This window comes from Sphingobium jiangsuense (assembly GCF_014196495.1).
GTDB lineage: Bacteria > Pseudomonadota > Alphaproteobacteria > Sphingomonadales > Sphingomonadaceae > Sphingobium > Sphingobium jiangsuense.
Genome location: NZ_JACIDT010000002.1, coordinates 190,994 through 208,898 on the forward strand (window position 1 = coordinate 190,994; position 17,905 = coordinate 208,898).

The following is a 17,905-nucleotide window of genomic DNA, read 5'->3' on the forward strand; positions in this document are numbered from 1 at the left end:
CCTGTCATTCCGGCCCGGTTCAGGAGGGCAGTTGCATCAGGCTTGCGCCGCTGTCGTCGATCTTCTTCGCGGTATCGATCAGCTTCACCTGGGTTTCCCAGGCGCGGCTGGCCTCGATCATCTGGACCAGCGCCTGCGTGGCGTTGACGTTCGATCCTTCGAGCGATTCCGGCGTGACGCTGGCCAGCGGATCGTCGGGCAGCACCCCGCCGTTGACCTCGCGGAACAGCCCGTCCGCGCCCTTGGCGATCTGCGATCCCGTGGGGTTGGCGAGCTTCAGCCGGTCCACCTGCTGCGGCGCATTGGGATCGCCGCCGGTCGGCACGATGCTGATGCTGCCGTCCTTGGCGATCGAGATGCTGTCGTAGGAGGGCAGGGTGACAGGGCCGCTCTCGCCGATGACGGGGATGCCGTCGCCGGTGGTGAGCAGGCCGCTGTCGCTGACCTTGAGGTCGCCCCGGCGGGTATAGGCTTCGCTGCCGTCCGCCGCCTGCACCGCCAGCATCGCCTGATCGTTGATCGCGACGTCCAGCGCATTGCCGGTGTGGGTGACGCTGCCCTGCTTCATGTCGGCGCCGAGCACCTGCTCGGTGCTCTGCGCGCGGCTGTTGTAGGTCTGGCCGTTGATCCACAGGGTCGAGGCATTGGCGATTTCCGCGCGGAACCCCGTCGTGTTGGCGTTGGCGAGATTGTTGGCGATCGTCGCCTGCCGCGACATCGCGCCGCGCATTGCCGTAAGTGCCGTGTTGACCAGCCGATCCATGGCTCAGACCTTCCCTTGGCTATCCCGTGTCAGCGCAGGTTGATGATCGCGCTGGCGACGGCGTTCTGGGTTTCGATGGCCTTCGCATTGGCCTGGAAATTCTGCTGCGCGGCGATCAGCGAAACCAGTTCCTCGGTCAGGTCGACGTTGGAGCGTTCGAGCGCGCCGGAGCGGATCGTGCCGAACAGGCCCGCATTGCCCGCGCCATAGGTCGGCTGGCCGGACGACAGCGTCGTCTGCCAATGCGCGTCGCCCTTCTGGCGCAGCCCTTCGGCCGACGGGAAGGCCGCCAGCGCCACATTGCCGAGCATGATCGTGTGATCGTCCGCGAAGGTGGCGGTGACGAGCCCCGCCTCGTTGATCTCGATGCTGGAAAGCTGGACCCAGGTCGACGGGGTCGTGCTGGTGTCCTCATAGCTTTGCGGGATCTGGAGGTCGGTCAGATCGCCGGAGGTGTTTCCGGTCGGCACGCCGTTGGCGTCGACCGGCAGCACCTGAAGGCGCGCGCCGGTGGTGTCGGTGACATAGCGGTTCGCGTCGAGCGAGAAGGCGCCGTTGCGGGTGTAGCTGGTCTGCGAGGTCGGCGGCGCGGTCCTGACGGTGAAGAAGGATTCGCCGGTGATCGCAAGGTCCAGCGTCTTGTCGGTGGTTTCGACCGTGCCCTGTGTGAACTGCTGCTTGATGCCCGCGATGCGCGTGCCCTGGCCGGCGACCTGCGTGGTCGTCTGCATCGGCGCGGCGGCGAAGATGTCGCCGAAATTGGCGAGGCTCTTCTTGAACGCGGTCGAGTTGACGTTGGCGACGTTGTTGGAAATGGTCGAAAGGTCGGCCTGGGCGGCCTTCAGGCCGGAAAGCGAGATGTAGAAGGACATGGTGGTGGCTCCTCGTTGAAAGGCTGGGAAATCAAAGCAATTTGATGGCGTCGGCGGGATCGTAGGTGCCCAGCGTGGTGATCAGCCGGGCGCTGCTGTCGTCGGCGGGCGACTGCACGGCGGCGATGCTGGTCCATGTCGCCATGCCGGACGCCTCGGCGCCCTCGACCTGAACCTTGTAGGTTCCGCCGCCGACATAGTTGCCGCCTTCGTCCTTGCCGTCCCAGTAGAAGGTGACCTCGCCGGCGGGCTGCGCGCCCAGATCGAGGGTCTTGACGACGGTGCCGTCGCTGCCGACCAGATTGACCTTCACCGCGTCGGACGCGGACTTGATCGTGAACTGGCCGCTGTAATCGCCCGCGGTGTTGGGCGCGGCGGAATCGCTGCTGACCAGCATCGCATGGCCGATCCAGCTGGCCGCCGTGCCGAGGCGCGAGGCGCTGAGCTGGCTTTTCAGCGAACTGATGGTGTCGGCGATGTTGGCCAGGTTGGTGTTCATCTCCGAAATGCCGCTGGTGTTGGTGATCGTCGCCATCTGCGCGACGAGATCGGCATTGCTGGTCGGGTTGAGCGGATCCTGCGCCTGCAGTTGCGCGGTCAGCAGGGCGAGGAAGTCCGACTGGTCCAGCGTCTTTTGCGAAAGACGGCTGGTGGACGTGTCGCCCAGGCTGGCGGCGCTGCCGCTATAGGTGGTTACGCCGTTGGCGGCGGTGTTGCTGGTTACTGTGGTCATTTGCCCATCTTCACTGTTTCGAGCAGGAGAGATTTCGCGGTCTGGAGGACCTGAACATTATTCTCGTACATGCGGGCGGTCTCGACCATGTCGACCAGCTCCGCGCTGCTGTCGACGGCCGATTCCCACACATTCCCGTCCGCGTCGGCGAGCGGGTGGTTGGGGTCGTGCCGCTTGATCGGCTCCGCCCTGGTGGTGACGATATTCTCCACCTTCACCGTCGACACGCCGGGGCTTTCCGTGACGGAGCGGAAAACCGGCTTGATCGCCCGATAGGCTTCGGCGGCGGACCCGGTGACATTCCCGGCATTGGCCATGTTGGACGCGGTCGTGTTCAGACGCACGAGCTGGGCCGACATGGCGCGGCCGGCGATATCGAAGATGTTCATGGGGGTGTCGGCCATGCTCATTCTCCCTTCAGCGCGCGCGTGATGGTGTTGATCCGCCCTTCCAGAAAGGAGAGGGTGGTGCGGTATTTGACGGCGTTTTCGGAAAACAGCGTCTGCTCGGTGGAAAGCTCCACCGTGTTGCCGTCGAGGCTGGGCTGGATTGGCACGCGATAGCCCATGGAATTGTCGATGGCCTTGTTGACGCTGGCGTCGCCCTGCGTGGCGTCGCGCAACGCGGCCTCGAAGTCGATGTCGCGCGCCTTATATCCCGGCGTGGACGCGTTGGCGATGTTGGAGGCAAGCAGGTTCAGCCGCTGGGACCGCAGCTCCAGGGCCTTTCCGTGCACACCGAACAGATCGTTTTCCAGACCCATTTCCCGTTTTCACCTTCGTTCCGACTAAAGTTTCGGGAAGCCTTGCCGTTTTCCGTGATGGACATCGGGTGGCTCCCGCCTGTCAGGATTAAAGCAAAGGGCGTGCCAATTTTGGCTATTGGCGGAAATGCGTCATTTTTTCGCGGGCGCCCGGTGACGGGATGAGGCTGCCGGGCAAGGGCGGCAGGCTTTTGCCGTGAGGCGGCAAAGTTTTGCCGTCTTGGTGATTTGGTAAGATGTGTCGGGCAAGAAGGTGGAACCATGCAGATACTCCTGAACCTCTTTGATCCCATCACGCTGGTGCTGATGATCGCCGGGTGCGTGGTTCTGGCGACGGCGCAGAACGGCTTTGCCGCGCTGTGGGGCGCCTTCGCCGCGATGCCGGTGCTGTGGCGCGCCGATCCCGATCGCGACATGCTGCTGGCCCGCGCGACGATGACGCGGGTGGATCATATCGCCAATCTGCGCGGCCTTTCCTGCACCGACCGGGTGCGCGCCGCCAATCCCTTCCTGGCGACGGCGATCCGCAAGCTGTCCGATACCGAGAGCGTCGACCGGTTCGAGCTGTGGGCGGAGCAGACCATGGCCGACCGCCGCGCCCGGCATGAAAAGGTTCACAAATTCTGGCTTTCCATCGCCGACAGCGCGCCCGCGCTGGGCATGGCGGGCACCATCGTCGGCCTTGTCGGCATGTTCAGCGCGATGAACGACCCCGCGAAGATCGGCCCGGCGATGGCGCTGGCGCTGCTGACCACCTTCTACGGCCTGCTGATCGCCAATCTGGTCGCCGCGCCGATCGCCGCGCGCCTCGCCAACCTGTCGGAGCGCGAGCTGTTCTGGCAGGGCGAGCTGTGCGACCGGATGATTCGCGTGGCGCGCCGCGAAACCGCGCCCGTCCGCCGCGCCTCCATCAGGGAAGTCGCGTGAAGGCCGCGGCGGACCCGGCTTTTCTCCGTCGCGGCCGCTGGGCGATCAGCTTCGCGGACCTGTGCCTGCTGCTGCTGGGTTTTTTCGTGCTGCTTCAGGCGAGCGCGGGAAACCGGCAGGAGGTCGTCGAGGGCGTCGCGCAGCAATTCGGCGCGCCGGTCGGCCAGACCGAGCGGCTGGCCGCAGCGAGCCTGTTCCAGCCGGGCGAGGCGATCCTCACGCCTGCGGGCGAGGCGCGGATGAAGGCGCTGGCGCATCAATATGCAGCGGGAGGCGCGAAGGTGGAGATACGCTCGGTCGGGCTCGATCCGGCCGCCAACCGCTTCGACAACTGGGATCTGGCGGCTGCGCGCGTCGGCTCCGTCGCCCGCAAGCTGGTGCAGGAGGGCATTGCCCGCCAGCGCCTCGTCATTCGCGGGCTGGATCAGGATCAGGGAACGGGCGGCGCGTCCGGCCAGATGCTGATCCTTACCGCGCGCCCGGCGGACGCCGCGCGATAATCGCCGCTTGCTCACCGTGCCTTTTGAAAATGGCACGATTCCTGCTTTATGATCTTCGACAAGGGTTCGTTCGCGCGAACGGAATGGGAGATCGTATATGGCACGCATCGCCGCGAAGTTGCTGGCTGTCCTCGCCTTGCTGCCGGGCGCGCCCGCGCTGGCGCAGCAGCAGCGGTTCGAGAATCTGGACCGGCTGGACAGTCTGGTCGCGATGACCGTCGGCGCCGCCATCGGCCAGCCCGGCGGACCGGTCGCGCCGGTGGACCGCCGCCTGCGGCTGGCCGCCTGCCCGGATCTGCCGGAAGTGACAGGTCCCGCCTTCGGCGCCGCCATCGTGCAGTGCAAGGCGATCGGCTGGCGCATTCGCGTGCCGTTGCAACCGGGCGCGGGGGAAGCGTCGATGGGTATGGCCGCGGCCCGTCCCGCCGCCTATGGCCGCGCGGCCGCGCCTGTTGTGCGCAAGGAAGTCATCATCAAGCGCGGCGACCCCGTGCAACTGGTCGCCGGAGGCGCGGCCTTCACCGTTTCGCGGCAGATGATCGCCGACGAGGATGGCGCGGCGGGCGACCTGATCCGGGTGCGCAATGACTCGAAATCGGATCCGGTGCTGGCGCAGGTGATGGAAAACGGTATTGTTCGCGTTCCGGGATTTAAGGAATATTAAATTCGGCCGTTATCAGACGCGATAGTCGGAAAGGATTTGTAATGATCAAATCGATCAATCAGTCGATCGGATCGCCCGTCGATCTGGCAAAGCTGCGGGAAGGCGGCAAGGCGCGGTCCGCTTCGGCCGCGACGGATGGCATCACGGGCGGTGGCGCGCCGGTCGCGGGCGCCTCCACGCCGTCCGCGCGCATGGCCGCCGAAGGCGCGCCGGTGGATATGGACCGGGTGGCGGCGATCAAGGAAGCCATCGCCTCGGGCAATTATCCGGTCAATGCCGATGCCATCGCGGAAAAGATGATCGCGCTGGATCTGGATCGCTAAGATGGCCCGCGAACAGGTGCAGGCGCTGGAGCAGGCTTTCGACGACCTGCGCCTGGCGCTGGGCGGCGGCGATCCCGCGCGCATGATTTCGGCCGGAGAAGCGGTGCGGCTCGCCTGCGAGACCGTGCGCACCGGCGCGGGTGCGGAGCTGGACGGCGAGACGCGGCTGGCGCTGGAAAATCTGCTGCCGATGGTCGAGGCGACGCGCGTTCACATCAACCTTGCCGCCGACGACGCGCGCCAGCGCATCGACCTGCTCGCCCAGCAGGGCATAGAGACCGCCGCCGCGACCTACGCGCGCTGAGCGATCCTTGCCGATAACGGTTCGAAAGCGCGGGGTTCCTCCGCGCTTTTTCGTTGGGATGACGTTTTCTGATCCCCTCTCCGTTCGGGCTGAGCTTGTCGAAGCCCTGTCTTCTTCCAGCCCCAAGAGAAAAGCAGCCCTTCGACAAGCTCAGGGCGAACGAGTGTGGACAGGGCGACCGGTTAGGATGGTTCGCCCGTTTCTCCCGATCATTCCCTGAAAACCCGCCCAAAAAACTGGCATGGTTATTGCTTTATAACCAGTGCAAGTTTTTCAGGGTTAGGGAATGTCCGTTTTTTCCGATCTTTCCGTTGGCGGCACCAGCCGCAATCGCGTGACGAACGCGATTGCGATGGCGAGCCAGCGCACGGGGATGGATTTCGCCTATCTGCTGGGTCAGGCGAAGATCGAAAGCAGCCTCAACCCGACCGCGAAGGCCTCGACCTCCTCGGCCAAGGGGCTGTATCAGTTCATCGACCAGAGCTGGCTCGCCGTGATCGACCGGCACGGCAGCGATCATGGGCTGGGCTGGGCGGCCGATGCGGTCCAGCGCGGGGCCAATGGGCGCTATTATGTGTCCGACCCGACCTTGCGCCAGCAGATACTCGACCTGCGCAACCATCCGGAAACCGCATCGGTGATGGCGGCCGAGCATGCCGCCGACAACAAGGCCTATCTCGAAAGCCGCCTTGGGCGCGAGGCGGAGCCGGTAGACCTCTATCTCGCCCATTTCCTGGGCGCGGGCGGGGCGGCCAAGTTCCTCGCCGTCCATGACAGCAATCCCTATGCGGGCGCCGCCTCGATGTTCCCGTCGGCGGCGGCGGCCAACCGCTCGATCTTCTACGACAGGTCCGGCAATCCGCGCAGCTTTGCCGACATCCGGCAAAAATTTGCCGCCAAGCTGCAAAACGGCGTCGAAAGCGCCCTGAATGGCCAGACGGGCGGTTCCGGCTGGGCGGCCTCTTCCGCCGCCGCCGACCTGCCGCAGGGCAAGACGGTGCAGCCGGCCGATTATGTCCGCGTGGAGACCGAACGGCTCCAGCAATCCTCGCAAAGCCTGACGGAGGATGAACTCCTGCGTCCGCAACCGGCGACCGCCCGGCTCGCCTATCTCATGCTCGCCACCTTCGGAAGGTAAGACCACCCCATGACCCGTACCCAAATGAACGGCAAAGTCTGGATGAACACGGCGAGAGGGGCGGTGCTGCCGTTCGCGACGCTGCTGATGGTCATGTTCATGGTGGTGCCGGTGCCGTCGATCCTGCTGGATATCGGCTTCATCGGCAATATCACGATCAGCCTCGCGGTGCTGATGGTCGCGCTGAACGCGGCGCGCCCGCTCGACTTTTCCAGCTTCCCGACGGTGCTGCTGTTCGCGACGCTGATGCGCCTCGCGCTCAACGTCGCGTCCACCCGCGTGGTGCTGGTCGACGGGCATAACGGGCCGGACGCGGCCGGGCATGTGATCGAATCCTTCGGCAATTTCCTGATCGGCGGCGACTATGTCGTCGGCCTGTTCGTGTTCGCGATCCTGATGATCATCAACCTGGTCGTCATCACCAAGGGCGCGGGGCGCGTGTCGGAAGTGTCCGCCCGCTTCACGCTGGATGCGATGCCCGGCAAGCAGATGGCGATCGACGCCGACCTCAACGCCGGGCTGCTCAGCCCCGAAGAGGCGAAGCTGCGCCGCGCCGAAGTCGCGACCGAGGCGGATTTCTACGGCTCGATGGACGGCGCCAGCAAGTTCGTGAAGGGCGACGCCATCGCAGGCGTGCTCATCCTCATCATCAACATCATCGGCGGCATCATCCTCGGCACGGTCAGCCACGGGCTGTCGCTGTCGGAAGCCGCACAGACCTATGTGATCCTCGCCATCGGCGACGCGCTGGTGGCGCAGGTGCCCGCGCTGATCCTGTCGATCGCGGCGGCGAGCATCGTCACCCGCGTCAACAGCGAGCACGACCTGGGCGGCCAGATCGCCAACCAGTTCGGCAGCGGCAAGGCATGGACGCCGGTGGCGGCGATCCTCGGCATCATGGGCGTCATCCCCGGCATGCCGCACATGGTCATCCTGCCGACGGCGGCGCTGTGCGGCTTCGTCGCCTGGCGCCTGCGCAAGGCCGCCAGGGTGCAGGCCGAAGCCGCCGCCGCCCCGGCCGCGCCGGAGCCGGAAAACCCGGCGAAGATCGACTGGGCGGACGTGTCGGACGGCGCGGTACTGGGGCTGGAGGTCGGCTATGCGCTGATCCCGCTGGTGGACGACCGCAAGGGCGCGCCACTGATGGCGCGCATCACCGGCATCCGCAAGCAGCTCTCGCGCGAGTTGGGCTTCGTCGTGCCGCTGGTGCGGGTGAAGGACAATCTCTCGCTCGAACCGCACGGCTATCGCATCACCATCGGCGGCGTTATCGTCGGCGAGGACGAGGTGTGGCCGGAGGACCTGCTGGCGCTCGACAGCGGCGCGCTGGAAGGCACGGTGCCCGGCCGCGCGGTCAAGGACCCGACCTTCGGCCTCGACGCGGTGTGGATCCGCCCGGAAATGCGCAGCGAGGCGGTGGTCGCGGGCTATACCGTGGTCGATCCCTCGACCGTGGTGGCGACCCACCTCAACCAGCTCATCACGATGAACGCGTCGGAAATGTTCGGCATGGACGAGGCGCGCAAGCTGATCGACAATCTGAAGGAAGCCGCGCCGCAACTGGCCGACGGGCTGACGCCGGGCCTGCTGAACCTCGCCCAGATCACCGCGCTGTGCCGCGCGCTGCTGGCCGAGGGCATTCCGCTCAAGGATTTCCGCCGCATCTGCGAGGCGATGATCGACGCGGTGAAACCGGACATGACGCCGGAGCAGCTGGTCGAGGCGGTGCGCCAGCGCATCGGCTCGCTCATCATCCAGACGCTGGTGCCGGTGAAGATGCCGCTGCCGGTCATCACCCTCGACGGCGATCTGGAAGGCTTGCTGGCGCAGGCGATGCGGGTCGCGGGCGATGCGCGCCACCCGATCGAACCGGCGCTGGCCGGGCGCATCACCGAGGCCGTCATTCAGGGCGCCCGCCCGCTGATGGCCGAGGCGCGCAATTTCGCTATCGTCACCTCGCCGCTGGCGCGCCGGGCGCTGGCGCGGCTGTTCAAGCCGCACCTGCCCGAAACGCCGGTGCTGTCCTTCCTCGAAATCCCGGACGGCAAGCCGGTCGAGGTGGTCGCCGTCGTCGGCGGCGTGGACAAGCCGAAGCCGCGCCACGATCCGCTGCCGGGATCGGCGGCCCATCATGAGAGAATGGCGTGATCATCGCCGGGATGATCGCCGGACAGGCAATGAAGCGTTGGAATAAGGGACTGATTTCAGCATGTTCATGAACCGGATTGCAGCCGATGGGGATGCGCTGACATATGGCCGCACCGCCCGATCGCCGAGCCCAGAGCAACTGGCGCGGCAATATATGCCGCTGGTGCGCAAGATCGCCTGGCATGTGCATGGCCGCGTATCGAGCGCGATCGACATCGAGGACCTGCTCCAGATCGGCATGGTCGCGCTGGTCGAAGCCGCCAACAGCTTTGAGGATCGCGGGCTTGGCTTCGCCTCCTATGCGCAGATGCGCATTCGCGGCGCGATGATCGACAGCCTGCGCCGCCAGGCGACGATCTGCCGCTCCGCCATGGCCAAGCGCAAGCAGTTGACCGAGGTGCGCCGGCGGCTGGAGCAGCGGCTGGGGCGGACCCCCGGCGAAACCGAGATGGCGGCCGAGATGAACCTCGACGCCGCCGCCTATCGCGAGATGGTCGACGCGGCGGAGATGGTGCAGGAACAGAGCATGGACGAGGTCTATTCCGACCAGTCGATGTGGTTCGCCGATCTGGAGGAGCGCGCCGACGAGAAGCTGGAGCGGGAATCGCTGAAGGCGATGCTCGCCGGTTCCATCCGCCAATTGCCGGAACGCGAGGCGATGGTGCTGCAGCTCTATTTCGTCGAGGAGATGAACCTGGAGGAGATCGGCGCGACGCTGGATATCGGCGCGGCGCGGGTGTGCCAGATCAAGAAGGCCGCGCTCGACAAGCTGCGCGGCATGCTGCGCGAGTGGAACGACTGAACATGGTCCGGCTTCCCCGCGCGGCAGAGGGCGGGGAAGGGGGATGGTAAGAGGGCTGGAAAGCGTCATGGGCCGGGCTGGCCATTGACCGGCACGGCGTTCGGCCCTTATGCCTTGCGGGATGACCGGGATGAATAGCCTCAAGGGAAAGACCCGTCTGATTTTTGCCGGAGCCGTCGCGGCTCTCGTCGTGCTGACCTTCGGCATCATGCTGAAGGGCGTCTATCTTTCCCTGCGCGACGGCGCGGGCGCCGCAAAGACGGAGGGCGCGGGCAAGCAGGCCGCGGGCGTTTCTCCGGCCGTTTCCTTGGCTCCATCACCCGCCGCCGCAAGCGCCCCTCAATCCTTGCCGGACGCGAACGCGGTCGCCGCCGCTTTCCGGGTGAAGCGCATCCTCAAGATCGACAGCCCGCTGCGCCATGGCGATTATCATTGGGACGACAAGGACGTGCCCGCCGGGCCGGTGGTCGTCACCGTCGACCTGAAGGCGCAGACGCTCTCCGTGTTCCGCGCCGGGTACGAGATCGGCGCGGCCGTCATCCTCTACGGCGCCACCGACAAGCCCAGCCCGCTCGGCGTCTTTCCCGTCCAGCGGAAGATCGCCGACTATCATTCGCGCACCTATGACAATGCGCCCATGCCCTTCACCTTGTGGCTGACCAATGACGGCGTGGCGATCCACGGCAGCGACGTCGAATGGGGCAGGGCGACGCATGGCTGCATCGGTGTGCCCACCCCGTTCGCGAAAAAACTCTTCGCCGCCGTCCAGCCGGGCGATCCGGTCATCATCACCGACGGGAAGATGATGCAGGTGAATTGAGGTTGTGGGGCGGGTGTTTTGGGGGCGGCTTGCGAACCGAAGCGGAGCGTAGCCCTTACCGTCACCCTGAACTTGGTTAGCTGTGCTGGCCTTCGGTTCAGGGTCCATTTCACCGGATTGACCGACGGTCTGTTGGGCCTGATGGATGCTGAAACAAGTTCAGCATGACGATTGGATTATGGTACTCCCACTCCCAAATAGCTATCCCAAGGCCGGAACCACCAACAAAAAAGCAGGCCGGCGCTATTCGCCAGCCTGCCCTTTGCTTTCGCTGGGGTAATGCTTCGGTTCAGGCCACCTGACGCAGCGGCTGCTGCCGGGCCTCCGCCGCCGCCGTGTCGCGCAGCAGGACCGGGCGGAAGACGAGGTGCAGCATATGCGGCTCGTCCTCCGCGACTGAGGGCGGCGTGAACATCAGGAAGGCGCTGGCCTGGGTGCAGTGATAGAGGCCGGGAGCGCTCTGCTCCATGCCGTCGCAGATCGGCGCGGCGGGCAGCGCCGCCCTGTGCGTCTGCACCGACATATAGGACCCGACCATGCGGAAGCTCGCCTCCTCGATCTGGAACCAGTCGCACAGCTGGCCGATCATCACGATCGCGGTGAAGCGGCCCGCCCCGATCGGCACCAGCGCGCGATAATAGCCCTCGCTGGTGGGATAGGCGGTGATGTCCATCTGCGTGTGGCTCCCGCCCGCCGTCAGCAGCACGGGCAGGCGCAGGCCGCCGGTCTGGAAATCCGTCGCCTTCAGGTCCAGCCCGAAGCGGCGGGTGAGCAGCAGCGACAGCGTTTCCGCCATGCCGTAGCCGCGCAGCTCGCCGGGCTGGTAGATGCGCTCGCGCACCGCCATCGTGTGGAAGGCGCCGTGGCGGCGCATGTTGCGGGCGGCCGCCTCGCAATCCATCAGCCTGATCTTGTCGGTGCTGCCCATGTTCACGTCATGGACGAAGGACTGGATCATCGCGATCTCGTCCTGCGTCGGCAGGAACAGCAGCCGCGCGAGGCTGGCCGTGGCCATGCGCCGCGCGCTCTCGTCGCCCCATGAGGCCGGGGCGGCGTGCCAGCCGCGATCCTCCTGCCCGACGAAGGCGAAGCAGGCGGCCTGCGCCTTAGCGCGCATCGCATTCTGCGCCGGGTCGCCTTCCGCATTGTCGCGGCGGGGCTGGCCGTCCTTGCCGTAATAGAGCACCGACCCCTGCGGGATGGTGCAGAATTCCTCCATCAGCGCGATATATTGGAAGATCGCGAACAGCCCGTCCGTTTCATAATGGCGGAAGTCGATCAGCCCCTTCTTGTCGAGGCCGGTGAAGGATTCCTCGCGCAGCAGGAAATAGCGCCCGGCCACGCGCAGGTTCATCTCGCTTTCGAGCACGGACGTCAGCACGTTCTGGATCGTGCCGACGCTGCCCAGGTCGACCAGCATCACCGCATCGCCATCCTCGACGCCGTGCAGGCGGAGATGGGCGAGCAGCCCTTCGCGGAACTGCGCGGAGCGGGTACGGATGCGCTCGATATTCTCCGGTTCCAGCAGGGTCTGGAGGAAGGTCGGGCCATCCTCTTCCCGCGCGATCTTGCGGGTTTCCTGCGCGGTGAAGAGCAGCTGGTTGCAGGCCATTTCCCGCGTGCCCAGCATCGACGCGCCGCTGAACTTCATCTTGCCGGTGAGCAGATAGTTGCGGATCGCCCGCTCGTCGGTGAAGCTGGAGGCGAGCGCGGTGAAGCGGCTGACCTCCGCCATGCCGATCTGGCCGGCCCGGTGCGGATAGGCCCGCTCGAACGCCTTGGCGAGCAGATAGCCGTCGCGCAGCAGGAAGAGCAATTTCGGCTTCTTGCCGGTTTCCGCCTCGAAGGCGTCGGCTTCGGCCGCCAGCCAGTGGGTGAAGCCGCGCATGATCGGGCCGAGCACGCCATAGCCGAAATCCTCGACCGGATCGTCGCTGTGGTGCAGGGCGATCTGCGCCCGGTGCGGCTGGAACACCGGCATGGTGCGCCGCGCGTCCCGCTCCATCAGCGTGGAGGCGATCGCTTCCAGCCGCAGGCGGGTGGCCTGATGCTCCTGGAATTGCAGGAAATGCACGGCATGGATGCCCAGCTCGCGCGGCGCCTCGACGTCTGCCGCCTGGTTGTCGCCCAGATGGGCGATGGCGTCGGGCGATACGCCCAGATCCTCCAGCACATGGCCGAACAGGCCCTTATATTTGCCGCAGCCATAATCGCAGGAGCAATAGATCCGGTCGATCCGGTCGAGCAGTTCCTGCCCGGCGGTGCGGGCGATCAAGTCCCGCAGCTGCGCTTCGGGCCAGTAGATGTCGGAGACGATGATGACCTTGAGCCCGCGCTTCTTCGCCTCCGTGATGAGGTCGACGACCGGACGGAAGGCAAAGCAATGCCGCGCCTCTGCATCCAGTTCGGCGGCGATCAGGCCGGAATGACGGTCCTCACCGGCGCGGGAAAGGTTGCGGTAAATATCCTCGATGAAGATTTCCTCGCGCTCCGGCTCCAGCTGGAGCGCGCGGCGGGCTTTCTGTTCCGCGCGGACGCGCACTTCCATGCCGCGTCCGTCGGGGAAAAGCTCGTGGAACACGTCGTTGGGCCGATGCACGTTACGCCAGATCAGCGTGTCGAAGCAGTCGAGCGACAGGATTTCGACCGAGTCCGGCAGTTGGTCGAGAAAGCCCTCGATTTCCCAGGCGTGGATGGCGTCTTTCATCGGATTTGCGTCTCCCCATCGACCCTCATCCCTGCGGGATCGGGCCCAATACGCCTGCCCTTATTAAGGAATAAGGTTTCCCAAGGGTTAATTATGGCGGCCGGGAGAGGCGGCCGCGCGAGGTAAGGCGATGCTATTCTTCGCGGATATGGGCGCGGAGGGCTGGCTTGGATGAAGGGTGGACCTCCGCCTTTACCGTCACCCCAGCGCAGGCTGGGGTCGCAGCCCATGGCGCGCGTCGCCTTCTGAGATGCCAGCCTTCGCTGGCATGACGCGATAGGAATGGCAAGGATTTGGCCCAAAGCCGCCGTCCACCGAAACCTGCCTGCAACGGTCGCCGAAAACGAAAAAGACCCTCGTTCCAGAGGGGGAACGAGGGTCCGTTCGTGCCCGGCGGCACTGGTGCCGTTCGGGCCTTTTCCCTTTGCAGGGACACCCCTTCGCCACATGGGGGACTAAAATGTACCGAAGAGGCGATCGACCGGCCGGTGGATGGACATGCCACCGGCCGGTCTGGGGGAGGTGCGCTGTCTTACTGGATCAGCTTGAGAACATTCTGCTGCGTCTGGTTCGCCTGGGCGAGCATCGCGGTGGAGGCCTGGCTCAATATCTGGGCCTTGGCGAGCTGGGTCGTCTCGGCCGAGAAATCGACATCCTCGATGCGGGAGCGCGCTTCGGTCAGGTTGGTGACGGTCGCGTCGATATTGTTGATCGTGGCCGACAGGCGGTTCTGGCTGGCGCCGAGGCTGGCCCGGTTGGCGGCCACGGCGGTCAGCGCGGCGTCGAGCTGGGCGAGAGCGTCCGAGGCATTGGCGGCGGTGGACAGGTCGATTTCCTTGCCGCCCGTGCCGGCGCTGGCATCCCATGCGGTGCCGGTGTCGGGGGTGTTGTCGGCCGACTTCTTGATGCCGAGCGCCGCCGTCGAGCTGTTCTGGATGCTGATCTGCACCGTATCGGTCGCGCTGGTGCCGGTCTGGATCGTCACATTGGTGCCGACCGCGGTGCCCGCACCGGATCCGTCGAGGTCGGTCACGCCGCCCAGCAGGTTGACGCCGTTGAAATTGCTGTTCTTGGCGATCTGGTCGATCTGGTCGAGCAGCGCGCCGGCTTCGGAATTGATCGCCTTGCGGTCGCTGTCTTCCATCGTGCCGTTGGCGGACTGGACGGCCAGTTCGCGGACGCGCTGGATCAGGTCGCTGATCTGGCCGAGCGAGGCTTCCGCCGTCTGGGCGAGCGAGATGCCGTCATTGGCGTTGCGCTGCGCGGCCTGGAGGCCCTTGATCTGCGCGGTCATCTTGGTGGCGATGGCGAGGCCCGCCGCGTCGTCCTTCGCGCTGTTGATGCGCTTGCCCGACGACAGGCGCTCCATCGACGCGGCGAGCGAGTTGCTGGCGGAAGTGGACGCCGTGTTGGCGCGCATCGCTGAAATATTCGTTCCGATAACAGTCATGGTTTAAGTCCCTCTATTCCCTCTGATTTCCCCAGACCGTCGGTTTCCCGTCGGCCATATCCATCAGAACGGCAGGGCGCGGGCATTCTTTAATGACCGGCGGAAAAAAATGGAAAATTTTCCATTTACCATTAAAATTCAATGCTTTAGATAAGAAAAACCCTCGCTCCAGAGGGAGGAGCGAGGGTTCAGAATAAGGCTATATATATTTATGGGCCCGTCCTTTGGGGAAAACCCCCCGCCACGTTGGGGGACTATGATGTGACGAAGGGTTGACCGGGCGCCGGCGGGACGGCCGCCGCCACCCGGTCTTGTCAGCCGATGCTTAGCCGATCAGCTTGAGCACGTTCTGCTGCGTCTGGTTCGCCTGGGCGAGCATCGCGGTGGAAGCCTGGCTCAATATCTGGGCCTTGGCGAGCTGGGTCGTCTCGGCCGAGAAATCGACATCCTCGATGCGGGAGCGCGCTTCGGTCAGGTTGGTGACGGTCGCGTCGATATTGTTGACCGTCGCCGACAGGCGGTTCTGGCTGGCGCCGAGTCCCGCACGGTTGGCGGCGACCGCGGTCAGCGCGGAGTCGAGCTGGGTGAGAGCAGCCGAGGCGTTGGCGGCGGTGGACAGGTCGATTTCCTTGCCGCCCGTGCCGGCGCTGGCGTTCCAGGCGGTGCCGGTGTCGGGGGTGTTGTCGGCCGACTTCTTGATGCCGAGCGCCGCCGTCGAGCTGTTCTCGATGGTGACCGCAACCGTGTCGGAGGCGCTGGTGCCGGTCTGGATCGTCACATTGGTACCGACCGCCGTCGCACCGCCCGAACCGTCGAGGTCGGTCACGCCGCCCAGCAGGTTCACGCCGTTGAAGTTGGTGGTCTTGGCGATCTGGTCGATCTGGTCGAGCAGCGCACCCGCTTCGGCGTTGATCGCCTTGCGGTCGTCGTCGACCATCGTGCCGTTGGCGGACTGGACGGCCAGTTCGCGGACGCGCTGGATCAGGTCGCTGATCTGGCCGAGAGCGGCTTCCGCCGTCTGGGCGAGCGAGATGCCGTCATTGGCGTTGCGCTGCGCGGCCTGCAGGCCGTTGATCTGCGCGGTCATCTTGGTGGCGATGGCGAGGCCCGCCGCGTCGTCCTTCGCGCTGTTGATGCGCTTGCCCGACGACAGGCGCTCCATCGACGCGGCGAGCGAGTTGCTGGCCGACGTCGATGCGGTGTTCGCACGCATCGCCGAAATATTCGTTCCGATGACAGTCATGGTTGTTCCCTTTCTGCTTTCCTGGATCGCGGCCGAGGGGGCTGTGGCGACCTCAAGCCCGATAACGGTGACCGGAAGAAAAGATTTAGGGGCGACCCGGCAGAATTTTCCGGCAGGGTTTTGCCGGGCGGTGGCAGACCATGCGGATACCCGGAACGCTCGCGCGCGCGACGCGGAAGAAACGGCGGAAGCGGCGGATTTTTTAACGGGGAAAGCCCCTGTTAACGACGATTTTGCCGGTGGGGCCTCGGCCTCGTTTCCATAAAAATCATTGAAAAACAGTCAGTTGAAAAGATGCAGGATTCTTTTGCCGGAAGCGGAAAAAAATTGCCGTCCGGGCGGCAGAACCGGCCTTTGTTAACCATATACTAAGTGTTTGGGCGCAGAAACGGCTTCATCGGATGGATGGCAGCAAGGCGCGGGGGCGCCGGACCATCCCTAAAGATGGGGACTGAAAAAAGATGTCGAATTTTGGCATCAGCGACGCGCTCTGCGCCCAGGTGCCTGCCTTGCAGGCGTGGCTGGAGCATGCGTTTCTGGATATCGCACCGGTGGCCGCCGCCGCGCCGCGTGATCGCAACAGCCGCCATTTGCTGCTGGCAGGGGAAATCGCCCATGCGACCTGCCGCGACATATTGATCGATTACCGGGCGGGCGAACCGCTCTATGTCCGGGCCGCGAACGGCATGCCCGCCCGCGTCGAATTCGGCGCCGAGGATATCGGCTTCGCCTGCGCCCTGATCGCCGAGCTGCTGCGTCCCGCCGGGCTGCCCGCCGTGGGCGACGACAGCAGCATGCGCCTGATGTCGCTGGCCTCGCGCATCGCGGCGAGCGACGCCACCGTCCTCATCCAGGGCGAGACCGGCACCGGCAAGGAAGGCATGGCGCGCTTCCTCCATGTCCGCTCCGCCCGCAAGGACAAGGATTTCATCGCCGTCAACTGCGCGGCGCTGCCCGAAACCATGATGGAAGCGATGCTCTTCGGCCACCGCAAGGGCAGCTTCACCGGCGCGGCCCAGTCGGCCGACGGCCTGTTCCTCGCGGCCGATGGCGGCACGCTGTTCCTCGACGAGATCGCCGAACTGCCGCTCAACCTTCAGGCCAAGCTGCTGCGCGCGCTTCAGGAAGGCGAGATCCTGCCGGTGGGCGCGACCCATCCGGTGCCGGTCAACGTTCGGGTGATCGCCGCGTGCAACCGCGATCTGGTCGCCGAGGTGGAGGCCGGGCGGTTCCGCAGCGATCTTTACTGGCGCCTCAACGTGATGCCGCTTCAGCTCTCGCCGCTGGCGAGCCGTCCGGGCGATGTCGTCGCGATCGGCGCGGCGATGTTGCTCCGGCTGGAGGACAAGGGCGCGGACGCCGACAGCCTCGCCTGGCCGACCGCCGAGGCGATGGAGGTTCTTTCCCGCCACAGCTGGCCGGGCAATGCCCGCGAGCTGGGCAATGTGCTCCAGCGCGCCGTGGTGCTGCGCGAGGGCAAGCGGATCACCGCCGCCGACCTCGCGCTGATGATGGCGACCGCCGTGCCGCCGCAGGCGCAGCCGCGCGGCATCGCCGCGCTGGCGCCCGAACCGAAGCACAAGCCGGTGAAGATGCAGGACATCGCCCGCGCGTCGAAGCTCGACGCGGTGCGCCGGGCGCTGCGCGAAACCGATGGGCACCGCGCGCTCGCGGCCCGGAAGCTCGGCATTTCCGAGCGCACCTTGCGCTATCGCCTCGCCGAGCTGCGCGAGTTGGCCGCGGCCTGA

19 protein-coding genes are annotated in these 17,905 nt (G+C 65.6%); 11 read left to right on the forward strand and 8 right to left on the reverse strand.

What is annotated here, in order from left to right; translation table 11 throughout:
• Positions 1–19 precede the first annotated feature (19 nt).
• Genes flgF through flgB form a run of 5 tightly spaced genes read right to left on the reverse strand, consistent with a single transcriptional unit; the run spans position 20 to position 3,131 of the window.
• Positions 20–763 carry a flagellar basal-body rod protein FlgF gene (gene flgF / locus GGR43_RS03275; RefSeq protein WP_188070520.1) on the reverse strand — a complete coding sequence of 248 codons (744 nt, stop codon included), beginning with the start codon at positions 761–763 and terminating at the stop codon, positions 20–22.
• A gap of 29 nt (positions 764–792) precedes the next feature.
• Positions 793–1,635 carry a flagellar hook-basal body complex protein gene (locus GGR43_RS03280; RefSeq protein WP_188070521.1) on the reverse strand — a complete coding sequence of 281 codons (843 nt, stop codon included), beginning with the start codon at positions 1,633–1,635 and terminating at the stop codon, positions 793–795.
• 31 nt (positions 1,636–1,666) lie between these two features.
• Positions 1,667–2,368 (reverse strand): flagellar hook assembly protein FlgD, encoded by a 702-nt coding sequence (locus tag GGR43_RS03285; protein ID WP_188070522.1) that lies wholly within the window; start codon positions 2,366–2,368, stop codon positions 1,667–1,669.
• Positions 2,365–2,757, reverse strand: coding sequence for a flagellar basal body rod protein FlgC (flgC, locus tag GGR43_RS03290; RefSeq protein WP_188070818.1), 393 nt, complete (start codon positions 2,755–2,757; stop codon positions 2,365–2,367). The genes GGR43_RS03285 and flgC overlap by 4 nt, the downstream gene beginning before the upstream one ends.
• A 17-nt stretch (positions 2,758–2,774) precedes the next feature.
• Entirely contained in the window at positions 2,775–3,131 is a 357-nt protein-coding gene (gene flgB, locus GGR43_RS03295) for a flagellar basal body rod protein FlgB (protein WP_188070523.1), read from the reverse strand.
• 261 nt (positions 3,132–3,392) lie between these two features.
• Here flgB and GGR43_RS03300 point away from each other — a divergent pair, with 261 nt between their 5' ends.
• The 9 genes from GGR43_RS03300 to GGR43_RS03340 all read left to right on the forward strand — a co-directional run bounded on the left by GGR43_RS03300 (position 3,393) and on the right by GGR43_RS03340 (position 10,757).
• The gene (locus tag GGR43_RS03300) at positions 3,393–4,058 is read left to right on the forward strand and encodes a motility protein A (RefSeq protein ID WP_188070524.1); all 666 of its coding nucleotides are present in this window, start codon (positions 3,393–3,395) and stop codon (positions 4,056–4,058) included.
• Positions 4,055–4,558 carry an OmpA family protein gene (locus GGR43_RS03305; protein ID WP_188070525.1) on the forward strand — a complete coding sequence of 168 codons (504 nt, stop codon included), beginning with the start codon at positions 4,055–4,057 and terminating at the stop codon, positions 4,556–4,558. The genes GGR43_RS03300 and GGR43_RS03305 overlap by 4 nt, the downstream gene beginning before the upstream one ends.
• 97 nt (positions 4,559–4,655) lie before the next feature.
• Entirely contained in the window at positions 4,656–5,222 is a 567-nt protein-coding gene (locus GGR43_RS03310; protein ID WP_188070526.1) for a flagella basal body P-ring formation protein FlgA, read from the forward strand.
• A gap of 41 nt (positions 5,223–5,263) precedes the next feature.
• Entirely contained in the window at positions 5,264–5,545 is a 282-nt protein-coding gene (gene flgM / locus GGR43_RS03315; protein ID WP_188070527.1) for a flagellar biosynthesis anti-sigma factor FlgM, read from the forward strand.
• Position 5,546: 1 nt separating this feature from the next.
• Positions 5,547–5,849, forward strand: a complete 303-nt coding sequence (locus GGR43_RS03320; protein WP_188070528.1) for a hypothetical protein — start codon at positions 5,547–5,549, stop codon at positions 5,847–5,849.
• Positions 5,850–6,135: 286 nt separating this feature from the next.
• Positions 6,136–6,987, forward strand: coding sequence for a lysozyme family protein (locus tag GGR43_RS03325; protein WP_188070529.1), 852 nt, complete (start codon positions 6,136–6,138; stop codon positions 6,985–6,987).
• A 9-nt stretch (positions 6,988–6,996) separates the two neighbouring features.
• The gene (flhA, locus tag GGR43_RS03330; protein ID WP_188070530.1) at positions 6,997–9,135 is read left to right on the forward strand and encodes a flagellar biosynthesis protein FlhA; all 2,139 of its coding nucleotides are present in this window, start codon (positions 6,997–6,999) and stop codon (positions 9,133–9,135) included.
• A 61-nt stretch (positions 9,136–9,196) separates the two neighbouring features.
• On the forward strand, positions 9,197–9,937 hold the full coding sequence (locus tag GGR43_RS03335; RefSeq protein WP_188070531.1) for a sigma-70 family RNA polymerase sigma factor: 741 nt from the start codon (positions 9,197–9,199) through the stop codon (positions 9,935–9,937).
• Positions 9,938–10,067: 130 nt separating this feature from the next.
• Positions 10,068–10,757, forward strand: a complete 690-nt coding sequence (locus tag GGR43_RS03340) for a L,D-transpeptidase family protein (RefSeq protein ID WP_246343309.1) — start codon at positions 10,068–10,070, stop codon at positions 10,755–10,757.
• A 289-nt stretch (positions 10,758–11,046) separates the two neighbouring features.
• Here GGR43_RS03340 and GGR43_RS03345 read toward each other — a convergent pair whose 3' ends face one another.
• The 3 genes from GGR43_RS03345 to GGR43_RS03355 form a co-directional block, all read right to left on the reverse strand.
• Positions 11,047–13,464 carry an HAD family hydrolase gene (locus GGR43_RS03345; RefSeq protein ID WP_188070532.1) on the reverse strand — a complete coding sequence of 806 codons (2,418 nt, stop codon included), beginning with the start codon at positions 13,462–13,464 and terminating at the stop codon, positions 11,047–11,049.
• 532 nt (positions 13,465–13,996) lie between these two features.
• Positions 13,997–14,914, reverse strand: a complete 918-nt coding sequence (locus GGR43_RS03350) for a flagellin N-terminal helical domain-containing protein (protein WP_188070533.1) — start codon at positions 14,912–14,914, stop codon at positions 13,997–13,999.
• A 325-nt stretch (positions 14,915–15,239) separates the two neighbouring features.
• Positions 15,240–16,157 carry a flagellin N-terminal helical domain-containing protein gene (locus GGR43_RS03355; RefSeq protein WP_188070534.1) on the reverse strand — a complete coding sequence of 306 codons (918 nt, stop codon included), beginning with the start codon at positions 16,155–16,157 and terminating at the stop codon, positions 15,240–15,242.
• Between GGR43_RS03355 and GGR43_RS03360 the strand changes: the two genes are divergently transcribed.
• Both GGR43_RS03360 and GGR43_RS03365 read left to right on the forward strand, forming a co-directional pair.
• A complete protein-coding gene (locus GGR43_RS03360) occupies positions 16,093–16,422 on the forward strand; it encodes a hypothetical protein (RefSeq protein ID WP_223177301.1) in 330 nt (109 codons plus the stop codon). The two genes, GGR43_RS03355 and GGR43_RS03360, sit on opposite strands and share 65 nt — an antisense overlap.
• A gap of 196 nt (positions 16,423–16,618) precedes the next feature.
• The gene (locus tag GGR43_RS03365; RefSeq protein WP_188070536.1) at positions 16,619–17,905 is read left to right on the forward strand and encodes a sigma-54 interaction domain-containing protein; all 1,287 of its coding nucleotides are present in this window, start codon (positions 16,619–16,621) and stop codon (positions 17,903–17,905) included.